Origin of the sequence: Nonomuraea sp. NPDC003804, from assembly GCF_040610675.1 — a bacterium.
Taxonomy (GTDB): Bacteria; Actinomycetota; Actinomycetes; order Streptosporangiales; family Streptosporangiaceae; genus Nonomuraea.
This window is the reverse complement of record NZ_JBEXMT010000062.1, coordinates 1-17,240: the sequence shown is the minus strand read 5'-3', so window position 1 is coordinate 17,240 and position 17,240 is coordinate 1. Positions and strand designations below refer to the sequence as shown.

General features: G+C 70.3%; 16 protein-coding genes and 2 pseudogenes. 10 read left to right on the top strand and 8 right to left on the bottom strand.

Going from position 1 to position 17,240, the window contains the following annotated elements; genetic code table 11:
• Positions 1–870: 870 nt before the first annotated feature.
• Positions 871–990 (bottom strand): annotated as a pseudogene (locus ABZX22_RS44130) (ABC transporter ATP-binding protein); the annotation flags it as partial.
• A gap of 106 nt (positions 991–1,096) precedes the next feature.
• Here ABZX22_RS44130 and ABZX22_RS44125 point away from each other — a divergent pair.
• The 5 genes from ABZX22_RS44125 (at position 1,097) to ABZX22_RS44105 (ending at position 5,934) form a co-directional block, all read left to right on the top strand.
• Entirely contained in the window at positions 1,097–2,173 is a 1,077-nt protein-coding gene (locus ABZX22_RS44125; RefSeq protein ID WP_354923019.1) for a histidine kinase, read from the top strand.
• Positions 2,161–2,829 (top strand): response regulator transcription factor, encoded by a 669-nt coding sequence (locus ABZX22_RS44120; RefSeq protein WP_354923016.1) that lies wholly within the window; start codon positions 2,161–2,163, stop codon positions 2,827–2,829. Before ABZX22_RS44125 ends, ABZX22_RS44120 begins: the two co-directional genes overlap by 13 nt.
• A 221-nt stretch (positions 2,830–3,050) precedes the next feature.
• Positions 3,051–4,610, top strand: coding sequence for an MFS transporter (locus ABZX22_RS44115; protein WP_354923013.1), 1,560 nt, complete (start codon positions 3,051–3,053; stop codon positions 4,608–4,610).
• Positions 4,607–5,758, top strand: a complete 1,152-nt coding sequence (locus ABZX22_RS44110; protein WP_354923010.1) for a cytochrome P450 — start codon at positions 4,607–4,609, stop codon at positions 5,756–5,758. The genes ABZX22_RS44115 and ABZX22_RS44110 overlap by 4 nt, the downstream gene beginning before the upstream one ends.
• On the top strand, positions 5,755–5,934 hold the full coding sequence (locus tag ABZX22_RS44105) for a ferredoxin (RefSeq protein WP_354923007.1): 180 nt from the start codon (positions 5,755–5,757) through the stop codon (positions 5,932–5,934). Before ABZX22_RS44110 ends, ABZX22_RS44105 begins: the two co-directional genes overlap by 4 nt.
• A gap of 338 nt (positions 5,935–6,272) precedes the next feature.
• Here ABZX22_RS44105 and ABZX22_RS44100 read toward each other — a convergent pair whose 3' ends face one another.
• From ABZX22_RS44100 to ABZX22_RS44085, 4 genes are all read right to left on the bottom strand, one after another.
• Entirely contained in the window at positions 6,273–6,869 is a 597-nt protein-coding gene (locus tag ABZX22_RS44100; RefSeq protein WP_354923005.1) for a dihydrofolate reductase family protein, read from the bottom strand.
• A 264-nt stretch (positions 6,870–7,133) separates the two neighbouring features.
• The gene (locus tag ABZX22_RS44095; RefSeq protein ID WP_354923002.1) at positions 7,134–7,865 is read right to left on the bottom strand and encodes an SRPBCC domain-containing protein; all 732 of its coding nucleotides are present in this window, start codon (positions 7,863–7,865) and stop codon (positions 7,134–7,136) included.
• Positions 7,862–8,449 carry a helix-turn-helix domain-containing protein gene (locus ABZX22_RS44090; protein ID WP_354922999.1) on the bottom strand — a complete coding sequence of 196 codons (588 nt, stop codon included), beginning with the start codon at positions 8,447–8,449 and terminating at the stop codon, positions 7,862–7,864. Before ABZX22_RS44090 ends, ABZX22_RS44095 begins: the two co-directional genes overlap by 4 nt.
• Before the next feature lie 502 nt (positions 8,450–8,951).
• Complete coding sequence (locus tag ABZX22_RS44085) at positions 8,952–9,317, bottom strand: VOC family protein (protein WP_354922997.1); 366 nt, start codon at positions 9,315–9,317, stop codon at positions 8,952–8,954.
• Between the two features lie 414 nt (positions 9,318–9,731).
• Between ABZX22_RS44085 and ABZX22_RS44080 the strand changes: the two genes are divergently transcribed.
• Together ABZX22_RS44080 and ABZX22_RS44075 are read left to right on the top strand one after the other, a co-directional pair.
• Positions 9,732–10,565: an AraC family transcriptional regulator gene (locus ABZX22_RS44080; RefSeq protein WP_354922996.1), complete on the top strand. Its 834-nt coding sequence runs from the start codon at positions 9,732–9,734 to the stop codon at positions 10,563–10,565.
• Entirely contained in the window at positions 10,562–10,969 is a 408-nt protein-coding gene (locus tag ABZX22_RS44075) for an SRPBCC domain-containing protein (RefSeq protein WP_354922994.1), read from the top strand. The genes ABZX22_RS44080 and ABZX22_RS44075 overlap by 4 nt, the downstream gene beginning before the upstream one ends.
• A gap of 180 nt (positions 10,970–11,149) precedes the next feature.
• On the opposite strand, the gene ABZX22_RS44070 is transcribed toward ABZX22_RS44075, so the two are convergent.
• Positions 11,150–11,941, bottom strand: coding sequence for a DUF2785 domain-containing protein (locus tag ABZX22_RS44070; RefSeq protein ID WP_354922991.1), 792 nt, complete (start codon positions 11,939–11,941; stop codon positions 11,150–11,152).
• A gap of 446 nt (positions 11,942–12,387) precedes the next feature.
• On the opposite strand from ABZX22_RS44070, the gene ABZX22_RS44065 reads away from it, so the two are divergent.
• Complete coding sequence (locus ABZX22_RS44065) at positions 12,388–13,434, top strand: magnesium transporter CorA family protein (RefSeq protein WP_354922988.1); 1,047 nt, start codon at positions 12,388–12,390, stop codon at positions 13,432–13,434.
• Between the two features lie 190 nt (positions 13,435–13,624).
• On the opposite strand, the gene ABZX22_RS44060 is transcribed toward ABZX22_RS44065, so the two are convergent.
• Both ABZX22_RS44060 and ABZX22_RS44055 read right to left on the bottom strand, forming a co-directional pair.
• Positions 13,625–13,888 (bottom strand): SAV_915 family protein, encoded by a 264-nt coding sequence (locus ABZX22_RS44060; RefSeq protein ID WP_354922985.1) that lies wholly within the window; start codon positions 13,886–13,888, stop codon positions 13,625–13,627.
• Positions 13,889–14,037: 149 nt separating this feature from the next.
• Entirely contained in the window at positions 14,038–15,960 is a 1,923-nt protein-coding gene (locus ABZX22_RS44055; RefSeq protein ID WP_354922982.1) for an amino acid transporter, read from the bottom strand.
• A gap of 258 nt (positions 15,961–16,218) precedes the next feature.
• Between ABZX22_RS44055 and ABZX22_RS44050 the strand changes: the two are divergent.
• Together ABZX22_RS44050 and ABZX22_RS44045 are read left to right on the top strand one after the other, a co-directional pair.
• Positions 16,219–16,425, top strand: a pseudogene (locus ABZX22_RS44050) (IS5/IS1182 family transposase); the annotation flags it as partial.
• A 74-nt stretch (positions 16,426–16,499) separates the two neighbouring features.
• On the top strand, positions 16,500–17,123 hold the full coding sequence (locus ABZX22_RS44045; RefSeq protein ID WP_354922980.1) for a DivIVA domain-containing protein: 624 nt from the start codon (positions 16,500–16,502) through the stop codon (positions 17,121–17,123).
• Positions 17,124–17,240: the final 117 nt, after the last annotated feature.

Sequence of the window (17,240 nt, the reverse complement as noted above, 5' to 3'; positions counted from 1 at the left end):
GCATGGCAAGCGGTAACCACAGGGGACTACCGTCGCGCCTTGACGCTGTCGCAAGGCGCGCAGGCCATCGCTCCACGTACTGGCTCGGCCTACATACAGGCAACCGCTCAAGAAGGCCGCGTGTGGGCGCGCCTTGGCGCAGGCCCAGAGACACGAGACGCCCTCGACCGTGTTGCGCGGCTGGTCTCCCCGCTATCGATGCCGGATAACCCGGAACACCACTACCGCTACGACCCCGCCAAAAGCGAAGCGTACATCGCCACCACGCTGTCTTGGCTCGGAGACCCCGCTGCCGAAAGCTATGCCAGGCAAGTTCTCGCTCGGCTGGAGACTCCCACTGATGGGCCCGCACGCCCCCGCAGAGCGGTATCCGCGCGCCTTGACCTGGCTTTGGCCCTCCTCGCCGCCGATCAACCGGACGAAGCAGGCGAGGTAACGCTCACTGCTGTGACGAGCGGCCTACTAGTGCCTTCCCACTATTGGCGAGCACGAGAGGTGATCAGAGAGATCGAGGCTCGCCAACTCCCCGAGGCTGAAGACCTTCGTGAGGCATACCGGGAAGTGTGCGGGCCGAAGCAACTCCTCGCCTAACAGCCAAGGATGCACGTTGACGGGTGTTGCCGAATCGTTTCGGAGCCAACCTCATGGGGACCCCTCCAAGATCGCAAAAGGGGGGGCGGGGAGGGGAAACCGGGGGCAGGGGCGCTGCCCCTCCCCATCAAGGAACCATTGTGATGCCCCCCTTTTGAGATCTTGCCCCATGAGGTCAGCGCCACCGCAACGATTCGTCAACGCCCTCACGTAGCCGCATCACCAGATAAGACGTACCCCATGCGTGGGCTTACCAGAGTGTCACAATCCGATATTCGGCTTCCCGGCGCCGTTGGGGCCGAGAAAGCCGGTCACCTGGCCCGCTTTCGCGGCGAAGGTGAGCTCGTCGACCGCGATGGCGTCGCCGTACCTGACGGTGAGGTCGTTGACTTCGATCACGGATCCAGCCTCGCCGCGGTGTGCTCGCGTCCTCCATCGGCCCACGCCCACCACGTGAGACGGGATTTTCACCCTGGAAGGTAGGGCTGGGCCTACCGTGTGGCGGATGATCAGAGGGCAGACTGGCGGGGTGAGCAGGGTCAGGAGGGGGTTGATCGCAGCGGCCGGGGTGCCGCTGAACGCGATCGCGGGTGTGGCGGTGGTCCTCGCCTGGGTGCCGGGCATCCGCAGGGCTCTCATCTCGCTGCAGCGAGCGTGGGCGGGAGCGGCGCTGGGCCGGGCCGTTCCTGCGGGTGCGTCCGGCCCGCGTGTCCTGGCCTGGCTGGCGATCAACACCGTCGCCGGCCCGGCCCTGCTGATGGCGGTGGCCGCCGTGGTGAACACGGTGGGTGTCATCTTCTACCTGCGGCCCGCCATCAACAGCCCCAGCGTGACCTTCACGCTCAGCCTGGCACTGGTCACCCTCTCGGCACTCGCCCTGATCATCGCCGCTCTCATGGGACTGGCCGAGGCCCGGCTCGCCGAACTGCTCCTCGGCGACGGCGGCCCGCTGGCCCAGCGGGTGCGGGAGCTGACCGCCTCCAGGGCCGCCGCCGTCGACGCGCGGGCGGCCGAGCTACGCCGGATCGAGCGCGACCTGCACGACGGCGCGCAGGCCAGGCTCATCTCCGTACGGATGAACCTCGGCCTGGCCAGGAACGCCGGCGATCCCGAGCAGGCCCGCGAGCTCATCGAGGAGGCATGGGAGTCGGCCGGTCAGGCCCTCACCGACCTGCGCGATCTGGTGCGCGGCATCCACCCGCCCGTGCTGGCCGACCGCGGCCTGACGGGCGCGATCGAAGCGGCCGTCCTGCTCTGTCCCATCCCGGTCGTGACAGACCTCGCCCTGACCGGCCGCCCCGAGCCGCCGGTCGAGTCCGCCCTCTACTTCGCCGCCGCCGAGGCCGTGTCCAACGTCACCAAGCACAGCCACGCCACCCGTGCCTGGGTACGGCTGCGCCGCACCCGCGACGGCCTCCGCCTGGTCGTCGGCGACGACGGGCACGGTGGCGCGGATCCGGCGGCGGGCAGCGGCCTGCGCGGGATCGCAGAACGCCTGTCCGCCTTCGATGGCACGCTGACCGTGCAGAGCCCGCCGGGCGGTCCGACCATCCTCACCATGGAGGTGCCGTGCGCGTTGTGATCGCCGAGGATCTCGCCCTGCTTCGCGACGGCCTGACCCGGCTGCTGTCGGCGCACGGTTTCGAGGTCGTCGAGGCGGTGGACAATGGCCCCATGCTCCTGACCGCGCTGGTGGAGCAGACCCCCGACGTGGCCGTCATCGACGTACGGCTCCCGCCCACCTTCACCGATGAGGGCCTGCGCACCGCCCTGGAGGCCCGGCGGCGCCGGCCTGGGCTTCCTGTGCTGATCCTTTCGCAGTACGTCGAGCAGCTCTATGCCCGCGAACTCCTGTCGGACCGGTCGGGCGGCATCGGGTACCTCCTGAAGGACCGCATCGGCGACGTGGCGGAGTTCGTCGAGGCGGTCCGCCGGGTCGCCGCCGGCGGCACCGCCATGGACTCGGAGGTGATCTCCCAGCTCCTGACCCGCCGCTCGAGGGACGAACCCCTGGCGGAGCTGACCATCAGGGAGCGCGAAGTCCTCGCCCTGATGGCGCAGGGCCTGTCCAACCTGGCGATAGCGACCCGCTTCGGTGTCACGGACAAGGCGATCGGCAAGCACACCAACAACATCTTCGCCAAGCTCGGCCTCCCGCCCTGCGACGACCACAACCGCCGCGTCATGGCCGTCCTCGCCTACCTCCAGGCGGGCCCCGTGTCTCCGCACCCGTCCTAGCGACAGTTCGAAAGGTGAACTATGGGAGGTGGCCGATGAGGAGCGCTCGTGGTGAGCCGGTGAGGCTTGTCACCGCGCTGGTGCGCTCCTCGAACGCCGTGTACGTCGAGGCGGACCGGGAGCACTGACCGCCACAACTCGTGCGGGCCCGTGCGGGCGGCGTGCGCGCTCGTGCGGACGGCGTGCGGGCCGCGTGCGCGCCCCGGTCCACCGTTGACGGCATGACACCCTTGAGCAGGACGAGACGCTGGGCGGCTCTGGCCACCCTGTGCCTGACCGTCTCGCTGATCGTGATCGACGGCACCGTGCTGCACCTCGCCATCCCGAGCCTGACCGAGGCGCTGCGGCCGTCCAGCACGCAGGTCCTGTGGATCGCCGACATCTACGGGTTCGTGCTCGGCGGCCTGCTGATCACCGCGGGCAACGCCGGCGACAGGTTCGGCAGGAAACGCGTCCTGCTCATCGGTGTGGCCGTCTTCGGCCTCGCGTCGCTCGCCACGGCCTACGCGCCCACCCCCGAGCTGCTCATCGTGGCCCGAGGGGTCCTGGGGGTGGCCGGGGCGACGATCATGCCCTCGACCCTGTCCATCATCCGCAACATCTTCACCGACCCGCGCGAGCGCACGACCGCGATCGGGCTGTGGAGCTCGGTGACCACGGCGGGCGCGGCGGCGGGGCCGCTGCTGGGCGGGCTGCTGCTCGACCACTTCTGGTGGGGCTCGGTCTTCCTGATCAACGTTCCGGTGATGGTGGTGGTCCTGCTCGTGGCGGCCGTCACGCTGCCGGAGTCGCGCAATCCCGACGCGGGCCCCATGGACATGCCGAGCGTGCTGCTGTCCGTCGTCGGCGTGATCGGGCTCATCTACGCCGTGAAGGAGGCGGCGCACGCGGGCCCCGGCCAGACCACCGTTGTCGTCGCCGCCGTCGTCGGGCTGTGCGCGCTGGCGGCCTTCTGGAGACGGCAGACCAGGCTCGCCCATCCACTCATCGACGTGCGCCTGTTCCGTCGCAGGGCGTTCTCGGGCGCGGTCGGCGGCGACATGGTCGCGGTGTTCGCGCTGGTCGGCACGTTGTTCTTTCTTTCGCTCCACATGCAGTTCGTGCTCGGCTGGACACCGCTGCGAGCGGGACTCGCCCAGCTGCCCGCGATAGCCGCCTCCACGGTCGCGGCGCTGGTGGCGGGGCGGCTGGCGATGGTGTGGAGCAGGGCGGCGGTGATCTCGCTCGGGCTCGGGCTGTCGGCGGCGGGCCTGGCGGTGCTGGTGACGCTGCCCGTCGAATCCGGCTATCCCGTGGTTCTCGGCTCGCTGGTGCTCATCGGCATCGGCGCGGGCCTGTCGTTCACCGTCACCGCTGACACGGTGATCGCCACGGTGCCCAAGGAGCGGGCGGGGTCGGCGTCCGCGATCGCCGAGACCGCCTACGAGCTGGGCGCCGCCCTGGGCATCGCGCTGCTCGGCAGCCTGCTCGGCGGCCTCTACCGCCGGACGCTGCAGCTGCCCGACGGCCTGCCGGAACAGGCGGCCGAGGCGACACGCGACTCGATCGGGGCGGCGCTCCAGGCGGCGGCCGAGCTTCCGGTCCACCTGTCCCGGCAGGTGTTCGCGGCGGCGGCCGAGGCCTTCGTCCACGCCGTCCAGATCACCTCGCTGATCGGCGGCGCGCTGGTCGCGGTCGTGGCCGTGCTGGCGCTGTTCACACTGCGCGGCCTGCCCAGCGTCGTCGACGAGCACCCACTCGACCCATCGGCAACTGTCACACGACAAGGAGCTGACAGATGAGAGCGATTCCCACCGAACGGGGCACGTGCCCGTTCGACCCGCCCGCGGGCATGGCCGATGAGCCGCTCGGCAAGGTGCGGCTGGCCAACGGCGATCATGTCTGGCTGGTGGCAAGGCACGACCTGGTCAGGCAGGTGCTGGCCGACACGCGTTTCAGTTCGGAGATCGAGGGAGGCTTCCTCGGCTCGCCGTTGCGTGCCGTGGAGCCGGACGCGGGCATGTTCATCCAGATGGACCCGCCCCGGCACACCCGCCTGCGGCGGCTGATGACCGGCCGGTTCACCGTGCAACGCATGAACAAGCTGCGCCCGCGCGTCGAGCAGATCGTCACCGACACGCTCGACGCGCTCGAACGGCGCCCGCGACCGGCCGATCTGGTGGAGCATTTCGCGCTTCCCATCCCCTCGCTGGTGATCTGCGAGCTGTTGGGCGTGCCGTACGCGGAGCGCGAGGAGTTCCAGGAGGCCGGCGCCCGGCTGCTGAGCCTGACCAGCACGGTGGAGGAGCAGGAGGCGACGCTGATGAGGTTCGCCGGCTACCTGGCCGGGCTCATCGACCGCAAGCGCGCCGAGCCCGGTGAGGGCCTGCTCGACGACCTGCTCGACACCGATCTGAGCGACGACGAGCTGATCGGGATCTCGGTGCTGATGCTGGTCGCGGGCCACGAGACCACCGCCAACATGCTGAGCCTCGGCACTCTGCTGCTCCTGCGGCATCCCGGCCAGCTGGCTCTGGTACGGCAGAGCCCGGACGCGGCCAGGACCGCGGTGGACGAGCTGCTGCGCTACCTGTCGATCGTCGACGTCGGCATGTTCCGGCGGGCGAGCGCCGACATGGAGCTCGGCGGGCAGGTGATCCCCGAAGGCGACTTCGTCACTTGCTCGCTCGCCGCCGCCAACCGCGACCCCGCGCTGGTCGACCGGCCCGACGAGCTGGACGTCACCAGGCCCAAGTCACCGCACGTGGCCTTCGGCTTCGGACCGCATCAGTGCCTCGGCCAGAACCTCGCGCGGATGGAGATGGAGATCGCCTACCCGGCGCTGTTCCGTCGTCTACCCGAGCTGCGGCTGGCGGTCCCCCTGGCGGAAGTGCCGTTCAAGAACGACATGGCGATCTACGGCGTGCACCGGTTGGAGGTGGAGTGGTGATCAGGGTGGACCGCGAGCGGTGCGCCTCCTCGGGGCAGTGCGCGCTGTCGGCACCGGAGGTGTTCGCGCAGGACGAGGAGGACGGGCGCGTGGTGCTGCTCGACGAGACGGCCACAGGCCCCGCGATACGGCGAGCCGTAACCGGTTGCCCGACCCAGGCGATCAGATCGGACTGAGCCGAGGCGGTGTCCCCCACGTCGCCCACGCCGCTCACCCCGGGAAGGGCTGCGCGGTGTGGACGGTCAGGGTCCGCCTGAGCAGGTCGCGTCTCTTCCCGGCGCGGGCAGTCGGCCGGAAGCCGCGCCGCAGCCCGCGCGGGTAAGCCCGGAGAAGCGATCAGTTCGCTACCCGCGCTCGGTGGCCTGCGCTGCTGCTCGAGCAGCGACCCACGCTGGGTGGCTTGCGCTGACGCTCGACCGGCGACCCACGCTCGGTGGCCTGCGCTGACGCTCGACCGGCGACGCGCGCCGGGAAAGGGTGCCGGCGGCTGGTCGGCTCCCGGCGCGGGTTCGACCTAGTTCTTGGCGACCGACTGGTAGGTGCACACGTGCACGCCCGCGTCGCTGATGACCGTGGAGGTGAGTTCGAGTGTGCGCAGCGCACCGTCGCTGGGGAAGATCGTCTTACCACCGCCGAGGAGGACCGGCATGATCATGAGGCGGAGCTCGTCCATCAGGTCCTCGCTGAGCAGGGCCCGAACGAGCGACGGGCTGCCCATGATCAGGAGGGAGCCGCCGTCGGTGTCGCGCAGTTCCCTGATGCGGGCGACCGCCTCACCGCCGGGGATGCGCGTGGTGTTGTTCCACGTCAGTTCGTCGTCGCCGAGCGTCTCGGACACGACGTACTTGGGGATGGCGTTCATCCGGTCGGCGAACGGGTCACCGGCTCGCCCGGGCCACGCCGCGGCCATCGTCTGCCACGTGCGGCGCCCGAACAGCAGCGCATCAGCCTTGGCGAGGGCGTCGTCGAAGGCGCCGCCCACCACGTCCGGGTCGAAGAAGGGGTGCGTCCAGCCGCCGTTGGCGAAGCCGCCGTCGGTGTCCTCCTTGGCGCCGCCGGGGGCCTGCACGACGCCGTCCAGGCTCATGAACTCGGTAGCAACGATACGCATGGGACTCTCTCCTCTGGGATGGTGTCGCTGAGTGTGGGCATCACTGATCTCGTCGCGGCGCGACGATGAAGGTCTTGCTTGGCGTGACCGATTCGAGGTGGTCGCGGAAGGGCGGGTGGGCGTGCGAGGGCACGTCCCTGACCTGGCCTCGCGTCGGCGGCGGGCACCGGGACGAGCGCATCGCCACGGGTCTGTCGGGACCGGCGGGGTCGGTCACGCGATGACCAGGACCCCGCCGGGAGGCGTTCGCCTCCTTCCGTACTGTCAGCCGAAGTGCTCGGCCATCCAGGCGTCCCATGCGGCCTGCTCCTCGCGGCCGGCGAAGTTCTGGTGGCCGAGCACCAGGGCGTCGCCGCGGGCCGTACCGGAGTGGATGAAGCGGTACAGACCCGCGTCGGTCCGGACGCCGAGGTTGACGGGCAGGTTCGCGTAGTAGACGACGCCGGCGGAGCCGTCGGGGAGCCGGACGGCGTCGCCCTCGGCGACGTCCGGCGTGACGCCCAGCGACTGGGTGACGATCTTCCAGACGGTGTCCGGGCCGCCCGCTCCAGGGCGGAAGGCGGTCGTGACCGACGGGGTACGGCCGGCGAAGTAGGTGAGGTACTGCCTGAGGGTCTCCAGGTAGATGGGCCAGCCGGCCTTCATCGCCTCGAACTCGGTCTCCCAGTCGTCGCCGAGCATGCCGCTCTGCACGATGCGGAGCACGGTCGAGCCGCCGCCGCGCCCCTCGATCAGGTACTCGAGCGCCATGAACCGGCCGTCGGGGGCCTCCGCGCCGCGGGTCGCGAGGCGGGTGCCGGGCTCGTAGGCGGTGATCGTGGCCTGTTCGGTGTGGCCCAGCATGGTCAGGTTGGCCGGGCCGCCCTGGGCGGTGCCGAGCTCGGTGCGTCCCATGAACCAGGAGTCGACACCAGGTCCGGTGGCGATCGCGTCCCAGACCTGCTCGGGCGTGGCGCCGAGCTCGATCTCGAGGTTCAGCTCGAACGGGTGCGTCATCGGGCTTCCTTCAGGCTGGGGTGGACGGCGACGACGATCCGGTGGTCGCGGCCGTGCTCGGCGGACTGGTCGTGGTACTTGGACACCAAAGCCGTGACGGCCCCGGCGAGTTCTTCGGCGAACGCGGCCCGGTCGGCGGCCGACGCGAAGCGCACCTCGCCGTCGATCGCGAAGGTCGCCACGCGTTTGCGGGCCTGGGCGGCGCCTCGGATGAGCGCCCCCACGTCACGGACCAGCCGGGCCGCGACGGCCAGCAACCAGCTCGCCGACAGCTGGTCGGGAGAGCGGGCCGGGTCGGGCTGGACCGACGCCAGCGCGGCCGGGGAGATCACGTAGGACGCCGCGGTGGCGCGCATGATGCGCTCGTTGACGTTGCCCTTGCGCCGCTCCTCGATCATCTCGACGAGCCCGTGCGCCTCGAGCGTCTTGAGGTGGTAGTTGACCTTCTGCCGGGGCAAGCCGATCTTGGCGGCCAGCATGGTCGCGGAGCCGGGCTCGCTCAGCTCCGCGAGCAGCCGGGTCCTGATGGGGTCCAGTGAGATCTCGGCGGCGGCCGGGTCCTCGATCACAGCGACATCCTGCATGACTGCAGACTATGGCCGACTAATTTTCTTGTCAAGACAGTGAGATTTGCCCGAAGCGACACTCCGCCGAGCGCCGTCCTCAGGGGACAGGCCCCTTGGAGGTGTGCCAGACGTACCTCTCCCGCCTGGGTCTGCCCGGCTCCTGTTCCGGGCGGATCGGCCGACGCGGCGTGGAGCTGCGGGCGATGGCACTGATCTGCACGGTCACCGTCCTTGCTGGAGGTCCGTCGGTGCCCCTGCCGCCTTCAGAGCGCAACCGGACCGACGCACGCTGCCCACGTCCGCAGCTCTGCGGACGCACGCGCAGGAGCGGCCCGCGCGATCGGCGGGCCGCTCCTGCAGATGTCCTCGTCGGCACAAGGGTGTTCCAGCGTTGGCAAGGACGGTTCCCGCTCTCGCTGTGCCTTGGCGGGGCCGGGAACCCCGGTTCGGGATTCCGGTCTGCGGTTCGGGTTCCCGGTCCCCGGCTCGGGATCCCCTGTCACGCGTTCGGGATCCCGGTTCAGGACGAGATGCAGAACAGATGTCCCTCGGGGTCGGCCAGCACCACCCAGTCACCGCCGCCGGGCTGGAAGGCGGGCTTGGTGGCGCCCAGGTCGAGCAGTTCCTTCTCGGCGGCGTCGAGGTCGGCCACCTTGAGGTCGAGATGCATCTGCTTGGTGCCGCCCGGCCACGCCGGGGCCTGGTAGTCCTCGGTCCGCGGGAAGGCCAGCTGGACGGCGTCCGCGTCGAGCGCGGCGTAGTCGTCGTCGCTGTGGGTGATCTGGCCGCCGAGCACGGTGCGATAGAACTCGGCCAACGCGGCAGGGCGAAGGGAGTCGAAGACGATGGTGGAGATTTCCGCGAGTGCGGCGGTGTTCGTTGCCATGGGTCCAGGCTGCTCGGCGCCCAGGGGCGGGGTCTTGAACATCCTTGCGCGCTGACCCCGCTCCTCGAGGTTCTGCCGACATGTCGCGATCTGCACCCGTCGTCTTCGCCTTGGGTGCGGCCGGGATGATGGGCGGAGGCGCATCGCCGGCAGGACGGCATACGTATGGCGGGGTCCCAAGCTGGGAGGACACCCGCCCGCCGGAAAACCGGCGGGACCCGTCGCCGCGCGGGGAAGGCCAGCCCCCAGAAGGCCGGCGAGGGCCGCCACCGGACGCGGAGGGAAGGCGGACCCCGGAGTGCCGGCGGGACCAGCCCCTTCGACCCGGAACGGCGTTGGGCGCATGCCTGACCGGGAGGACAGCGGGCGGGCCTTCGCCCGGAAATGTCAGTGGTGGCGCGTACCGTTCGCATCATGCGTTCCAACCGTCGTCTCGGCATCGGACCAGGCTTCACCGTCGATGCCGTGACCTGCGCCGACGACCATCGCGGCTGGTCGCAGGTCGAGGTCCACGACGACTACCGGCTGGTGCTGGTCCGCAGCGGCAGGTTCGGGCGGATGGCCGGCGGGGTCGCGGCGCTCGCGGATCCGACGATGGCCTATCTGGGTGTTCCCGGCGAGGAGGAGCGGTTCTCCCATCCCTCCGGCGGCGACGTGTGCACCGCACTCAGTCTCTCCCCCACCCTCTGGCGTTCGATGACCGGCGACGGGGCGGGACGGCTGCGCCCGACCGTCTACGTGGACGCGCGGGTCGAGCTGGCGCACCGCGCCTTCCTTCGCGCGGCCAAGAGCGGCGACGCGGGCTACGCGCTCGCCGAGGGGCTGCTGGGCCTGCTGGGCGCGACTCTCAGGCAGGCATCGGCCGACCTCGGTCCGCCCGCCGCGATGGCCGCGCCTCGCTCGTCGAAGGCGCGTGGGCGGCTGGTCTCGGCGGCTCGCGAGGCGATCATCGCCGACCATCCTGCCGCCGAGGGGCTCCTCTCGCTGGCCGAGTTCCTCGGCGCCTCGCCGTACCAGCTGAGCAGGGCCTTCACCCGGGAAATGGGCGTCTCGCTGACGCACTACCGCAACAGGGTGCGGGTGGGGCGGGCGCTCGAGCGGCTGGAGAACGGCGCGGCGGGCCTGGCCGAGCTGGCCGCCGAGCTGGGTTTCGCCGACCAGGCGCACCTGACCCGCACCGTTCGCAGCCACCTCGGCCACACGCCCACGGCACTGCGGCGCCTGCTGTCCGGAGGGGCCCGCCAGTGATCGTTGACGAGACCGCTGTCGTGGCCGCGCCCGTCGAGCGGGTGTGGCGGGCGTTCACCGACCACATCGATCGAGCCGAGTGGTGGGACTACCTGTTCATCGAGCCTGTCCCGGGTGGTTCGCTGGAGGAGCGCTGGACCGATGAGCACGGCGAGCCGGTGGTGACCCGGGGGCTGGTGACGCGTGCGGCAGCGCCTGAGGTGCTGGCGTTCAGCTGGTCCGACGAGGGACAGCCCGCCTCGACCGATGTGGAGATCGTTCTCATGGCGCGTGGTTCCGGCACGGAGGTGCGGATCAGGGAGACAGGGTGGGAGGGCCTTCCGGACGGGGTCGCGATGGCGGCCGACCATCGGGCGGGGTGGCGGGTTCACCTGGCCAATCTGCGCCGCCACGTCGAGTCGTGACCGTCCGGGGGCTGACGTGTCCGCGCCGGCGCCCACCGGCTGGCGCCGAACCAGCAGGCTCCGCCCACCGGGTACACCGTCCCGTACACCCATTCGACCGATTCACGCCGATCCACCCCGGTCCGGCGGCCCACGGGCGGACGACCGCAAGCAGCCTGGTCGCCCGCCGCGCGGATCTCCTCAGGAGTGCTGGAAGACCAGGGCCAGCACCTCGGCGAGCCTGGCCTTGAGCGCGGCGGCGTGCCTGAGCGGCACCGGCTGCGCGCCGCGGCTCGTCCGGACGCCGAGGTCGGCCAGGATGTAGAGCGTCCGCAGGGTGCGCATGGCGTTGGAGGCGTACACCGGTGTGGGCCCCGAGCCGATCGCCGCGAAGTCGGCCTCGATCGGGTCCAGCCAGGCCAGCGACTGCTCCTCGCTGAGCTCGCGACGGGTCAGGACGCGGGCGACGGCCTGCGCGAGGCGGTCGTCCTCCTGCTCGGCGAACAGGTAACCGGTGCGGGCCAGCAGCCGGGCGGCGGCCAGATCGAGCATGGCGACCGGGGCGACGCGGGGATGCACGCCGAACGTTCCCAGCAAGTCGGCCCCGTGGGCCACGGCGTGCAGCCAGCCCAGCAGCGGGTCGTGACCGCGCAGGTCGGTTTCGGCCGCGTACCAGCGGGCGAAGGCGGCCGGCCACTCCGGGTCGAAGTCGCCACGCTTGACGATCATGTCGAGGACGAGCGGGGCGAAGGTCCTGGCCTGGATCTCCGGGTCCGCGAACCGCTCCGCCATCACCGCGCCGAGCTTGGCCCGGCGCCCGGCATCGATCACGTCCCGCTCGATCCACGTGCGCAGCACCACGTACGGCTCGCCGTCCCGGATGCCGGGGTCGGGGTCGCGCAGCGCCAGGGCCAGCTCCTCCACCAGTTCGTCGAGGGGACGGTCGCCGGGAACAGCGCAGTCGTCGGCGTGGACGGCCTTCCAGTCAGTCATCCCGGCATTGTGCCGGAAACGGATGGCAGGGATGGAACCGTCCTGGCCAGACGCGCCTGCTCGTCGTCTTCGCCGCCCCGGGACGGCCGCTTGTCCGCGAGATCCGCGGGTCCTGGCCGGGCACGCTGATCGCCAACCCGCTGCGACCCTGTCCCGACCCGACCCGGCCAGGTCCGGTCCGCTGCCCGCTGCTCGCGGAGGGAGGGCGGAGGACGGCGGACGGCGGACTTACGGCGGCAGACGGAGGCGGGTAGACGGAGGGCGGCAGACGGAGGGCGGAGCCGGCCTCGTCTCCCTTGGGCCGGCCTTCCTCGCTGACCCGGACCTGGTCGAACGGCTGCGCACCGGTGCGTGTGGCTGGCCGGTGACGGGTTGTGCGCCTACGGTGGAAGAGGAGGGCACCGACCACCCTGGCGGCGCTGTGATGGCGGGGGGGTGCGAGCCGTATGGACGTTCGTCTCGTACACGATGACAAGGTCGAGGAGCGCTCCGTCGACGAACTGCCGGCGCTGCTCGACGGCGAGGACGGCCTGGTCTGGGTGGACATGCCGGTGTGCGACCAGGACGCGGTGCGGGTGCTGTCGGAGGTGTTCGGGTTCCACGCGATGGCCGTCAAGGAGTGCGTGGAGCGCAACCGGGTGCCCAAGGTGCATGCCTACCTGGACCACGTGTTCGTCGTCCTGCACTCGCCCGAACGCGGCGCGGCCGGCCACGTGCACTACATCGAGCTCGACCAGTTCGTGGGCCGCAACTACCTGGTGACCGTGCACGGCCCGGTCAACCCGGCCGTCGCGCCCGGGGTACCCCTCCGCGAGACCGGCGCCGTGCTCGCCAGGCTGCAGGCGGGGCGGGTCCATCCGGCCACGCCCATGGAGCTGTCGTACGCGATCGTCTCCGCGCTGATCCGCTTCCAGGAGGCGTACGTCGAGGAGGTGACCGTCGACGTGTGGCAGCTGGAGCAGCGGGTCACGGGCCAGCGCGTGGGCGATCCCGAGGAGTTCCTCAACGAGCTGTTCCGCGTCCGGCACGGGTTGCTGGCCGTACGCACCATGGCGGCGCTGGGCGAGGCGATCTACGGACGGATGTCGAACCTCACCCGTATCTCACCCGAGGGGCAGCGGCTGGTGGTCGACATCACCGACCAGTTCGACCGGATGCGCAGCCTCGCCGACGGCGAGCGCGAGTACCTGCAGGGGGTGATCGAGTTCTACCAGACCACCCTCACCATCAAGGCCGCGCTGGTCGGCCAGGCCCAGAACGCCGAGGTCAAGCTGCTGACCGAGGCGAGCTACACGCAGAACGAGGAGATCAAGAAGATCTCCGCGTGGGCGGCGATCTTCTTCGCCCCCACGCTGGTCGGCACCGTGTACGGCATGAACTTCGCCCACATGCCGGAGCTGCACCTGGTCTTCGGCTATCCGCTGGCGCTGGTCACGATGGTGCTGGCGTCCGCCGTGCTCTACCTCGTCTTCAAACGGCGGGGCTGGCTCTGACGGGACCGCGCGCGAGCGGGGGCGCGACGACCCTTCCGGCCCGGCGCTCGACCGGGTCGACTGGGTCGTCGCGTGGACGTGCGGGTCAACCCGCGCGCGCGGGTCAACCCGGTCGTGCGGTCGACCGCGGCCTGCGGGCCGGCGGCCGTGTCAGGTTCTGATGCGGCGAGGTCCTGCTCGAGGGCGCACATCAGGCCGCTCCGGCGCTGGCGAGGGCAGCCGTCGTCCCGGCGGGGTCGACGACGACGCCGGTGACGCCGAGGTCGCGGATCATGCCCCGCAGGGCGGGTTCGCTGAGCCGTACCCATGGCTGCCGGGTGCCGAGCACCTGCGCCAGGCGGAGCGGGGACGAGAACGCCACCGCGGTCCTGCCGCCCGACGCGGTGCGGAACAACCTGAGCGAGGCGCTGAACCGGCCCTGCCGGACCGGGACGCATAGCGGCACATCTGACATCTTCGGCTTCTTTCACCGGGGGATTCGTCCGCATGTGACGCTAGGGGCTGCGGGTGCGCCGGGCGGCGATCGCTACGGGATCGCGACGGGAACGGCCGGAACGCTGACGTGCGATTGACGCCGACGCCGCCCCGGCGGCCGCCCAGGGGTCAGCCCACGTGGACGACGGGACGGCGGGCGGTCTCGGGCTCGGCCTGCCGCAGAACCTCACGGGTGAGCGGCGGGATGTCGCCGCCGCCGAAGACCAGGTAGCGCAGCAGCGCGCCGATCGGGTTGCCCTCCGCCGCCCAGTGGAAGTAGACGTGTGGCGTCTTGCCGGTCTCGTCGCGCAGGTACAGCAGGAGCGCGGCGATCGAGTTGGCGATGGTGGTGCTCTCCATCCGCAGCACGCGGAAGCCGTGGCGTTCCTCCCCCACCACGCGCAGTTCGCTCTCGAACTCCGAGGCGTCGGGGACGGTGACCTCCAGGAACAGCGGCCCCTCGGCCGTGCGGAGCCGGTGCAGTTCCCAGGCTTCCCTGGTCTTGTCGACGTACTCGGCGCAGTCGCGCGCGTTGGGCTCGTTGGCGATCAGGCGGATGTCGCCGGCCTCGTTGATGTAGCGGCGGGCCAGGTCGTCCAGCGTGATGCTGGTGACCCGCAGCTCCGTCGAGCGCGTGGCGCGGGAGATGAGCGAGGTCACCACGATCGCCAGGACGAACAGCAGCGCGATCACCAGGCCGTCGGGCCGTTCGATGATGTTGGCCACGGTGGCGTAGGCGAAGACCAGGGCGACGACGCCGAACAGGATGGCCGGCCTGGTGCGGCCCCTGACCCAGGCCGACAGGGTGACGGCGACGGCGGCGGACAGGATCAGCGCCAGGACGCCGGTGGCGTAGGCGCCGCCCTGCGACTCCACGTCGGCGCCGAACGACACCGTGATGACGAAGGAGATGGCGGTGAAGACCAGGACCATCGGCCGGGCGGCCCTGGACCAGTTCGGAGCCATGCCGTAGCGGGGCAGGTAGCGCGGCACGATGTTCAGCAGCCCCGCCATGGCGGACGCGCCGGCGAACCACAGGATCGCGATCGTGCTGATGTCGTAGGCGGTGCCGAACCAGTCGCCCAGGTATTCGTGCGCCAGGTAGGCGAGCGCCCGCCCGTTGGCGTTGCCGCCCTCGGCGAACTCCTCGGCCGGGATCAGCACGGTGGTGGCGAAGCTGGAGGTGATCAGGAAGCCGCTCATGATGATCGCGGCGGTGGTGAGCAGCTTCTTGGCGCCCGCGATCCGGTGGCGGAGGTCACCCTTGACCAGCGGCATGACGGCCACGCCCGTCTCGAAGCCGGACAGGCCGAGCGCGAGTTTCGGCATGACGTACAGCGACACGGCGATCATCGCGACCGGGCTGGAGTACTCCACCGTCAGCGCCCGCTGCCAGTCGGCGACCAGGTCCGGGGAGGCCAGGACGCGCTGGAGGGCCACGGCGACGACGACGACGTTCAGCGACAGGTAGACGGCGACCAGCACCACGGCGATCGAGATGGCCTCGCTGAAGCCGATCAGGAAGACCCCGCCGAGCGCGGCGATGAGCGCCAGCGTGACCGGCACCTGCCAGTCGGAGAAGAACTCCGGCACGAACGGGTTGTGCAGCACGTGCGCGGTGGCGTCGGCCGCCGACAGGGTGATGGTCACGATGAAGGCGGTGGCGACGAAGCCGAGCAGGAACAGCACCAGGAGTTTGCCGCGCCAGCCGGGCAGCAGGTTCTCCAGCATCGACAGCGAGCCCAGCCCGTGCGGGCTCTGTTCGGCCACGGCGCGATACGTGGGCAGGGCTCCGGCCAGGGTCAGGGCGACCAGCAGCAGGGTGGCGATGGGGCTGAGCGTTCCGGCGGCCAGCGCGGCGATGCCGGGTTGGTAGCCGAGCGTGGAGAAGTAGTCCACGCCGGTCAGGCACATCACCTGCCACCAGGCGTGCTGGTGGCCGGGGCTCTCCTCGTGATGAGGGCCCGTCGTCCTGGGGTCGGAGCGCGGCAGCCCGTGCAGCAGCCACTGACGTAGTCCGGACTCGGTCCGTACCGGGGCCGAAACGTTCACCCCGATCCACCCCCTGGTGCGATGTATGCGTAAAAGATCCGTATAGGGCCGTATTCATCGTGCACCATACGGCGTTGACCACGACGAATGGGCCGCTGACCACGGATCTTGACGTTTTTCATACGCTTACGACGGGCCGTCCCGATCTAGCCTCGAAGCGGAAGGGACACCACCATGGACATCACCATCGTGCTCGGCGTCGTCGCGTTACTCCTCTTCCTGGCCCTCGTCACCGGGGTGAGGGTGGTCAACCAGGTCGAACGCGGCGTGCCATACAAGGGCCGCAACAAGCCCGCCTCACAGAAGGCCGCCAACGCCGCCCACGCCGAGCTCCGCGGACCAGGCGAACGGGCCAGTGCACAGTTGAAAACCCGGCGTATTCTGCGCAAACTCAGCTGCTGCCCTCTTCTGGCAGGTCAGCTCGTCAAAGCGATCCTTGTGCTTCAGCTCCGGGAAGTGGGATGAAAGTCACTCATTGATCATGGGGCGAGGCCTGCTATATACCGGGGTGGTTCCTGTTGCGCGGGTGAGGGGTTGCTGTGGCCAAGTACGAAGCTCACGGGGGGGCCTTGAAAGCCGGGTTCTGGGTGTTGGGGATCGGGGCGGTGCTGCTTCTCGTGGGATTCGTGGCTTCGTTCCATGCGGAGAATCCAACGTGCGGTGGGGAGCGGATGGAGAGCGGGGACTGGTGTTCCAGCCGCCGGTCGGGGCCCTCCAGTACCGAGGAGAAGCAGTCGGAGAACGCCGCCGTCTCCTTCTGGGCCTTGCGGGGCGGGGCTCTCTTCGTGGTGGTCGGCGGGGGGCTGCTCATCGGTGAGCGCGCGACTCGGGGGCTTCGGGCCAAGCTAGAAACGGCGCGGTGGCAGCGCGAAGAGGCTGCCCGGAGGGCGCGGCCGCCGGTTTCTGCCGATCAGCTCGTGCGGGAGATCCGCGCGGTCGAGTTCCCCCGCGTGCAGTCGAGGGGTTACATGCCGGAACTCGTCGACGGAATCCTCGACCAAGTCGTCGCCCGTCTCAAAGCGGGAGAGCCCGACTGGGCCAGGACGGAGCTCGTGCAGCGGTACTCCCTCACTCGTCTGGGATCCGCACCCGGATATGATCCGGTGGCCGTCGACGCTTTCCTGAATCAGGTCGACGAGCTGCTGCGTGGAAGGGTCGTCTAGAGCATGCGTTGACGAACGCAGTGGCCTAGTACTACATCACTAGATCCGGATGACCTGGAGGCGTAGGCGCTGCTTGAAGTGGTTCCTGCGCGCCCTGGCTTGGTGGGCGCGGCGCTG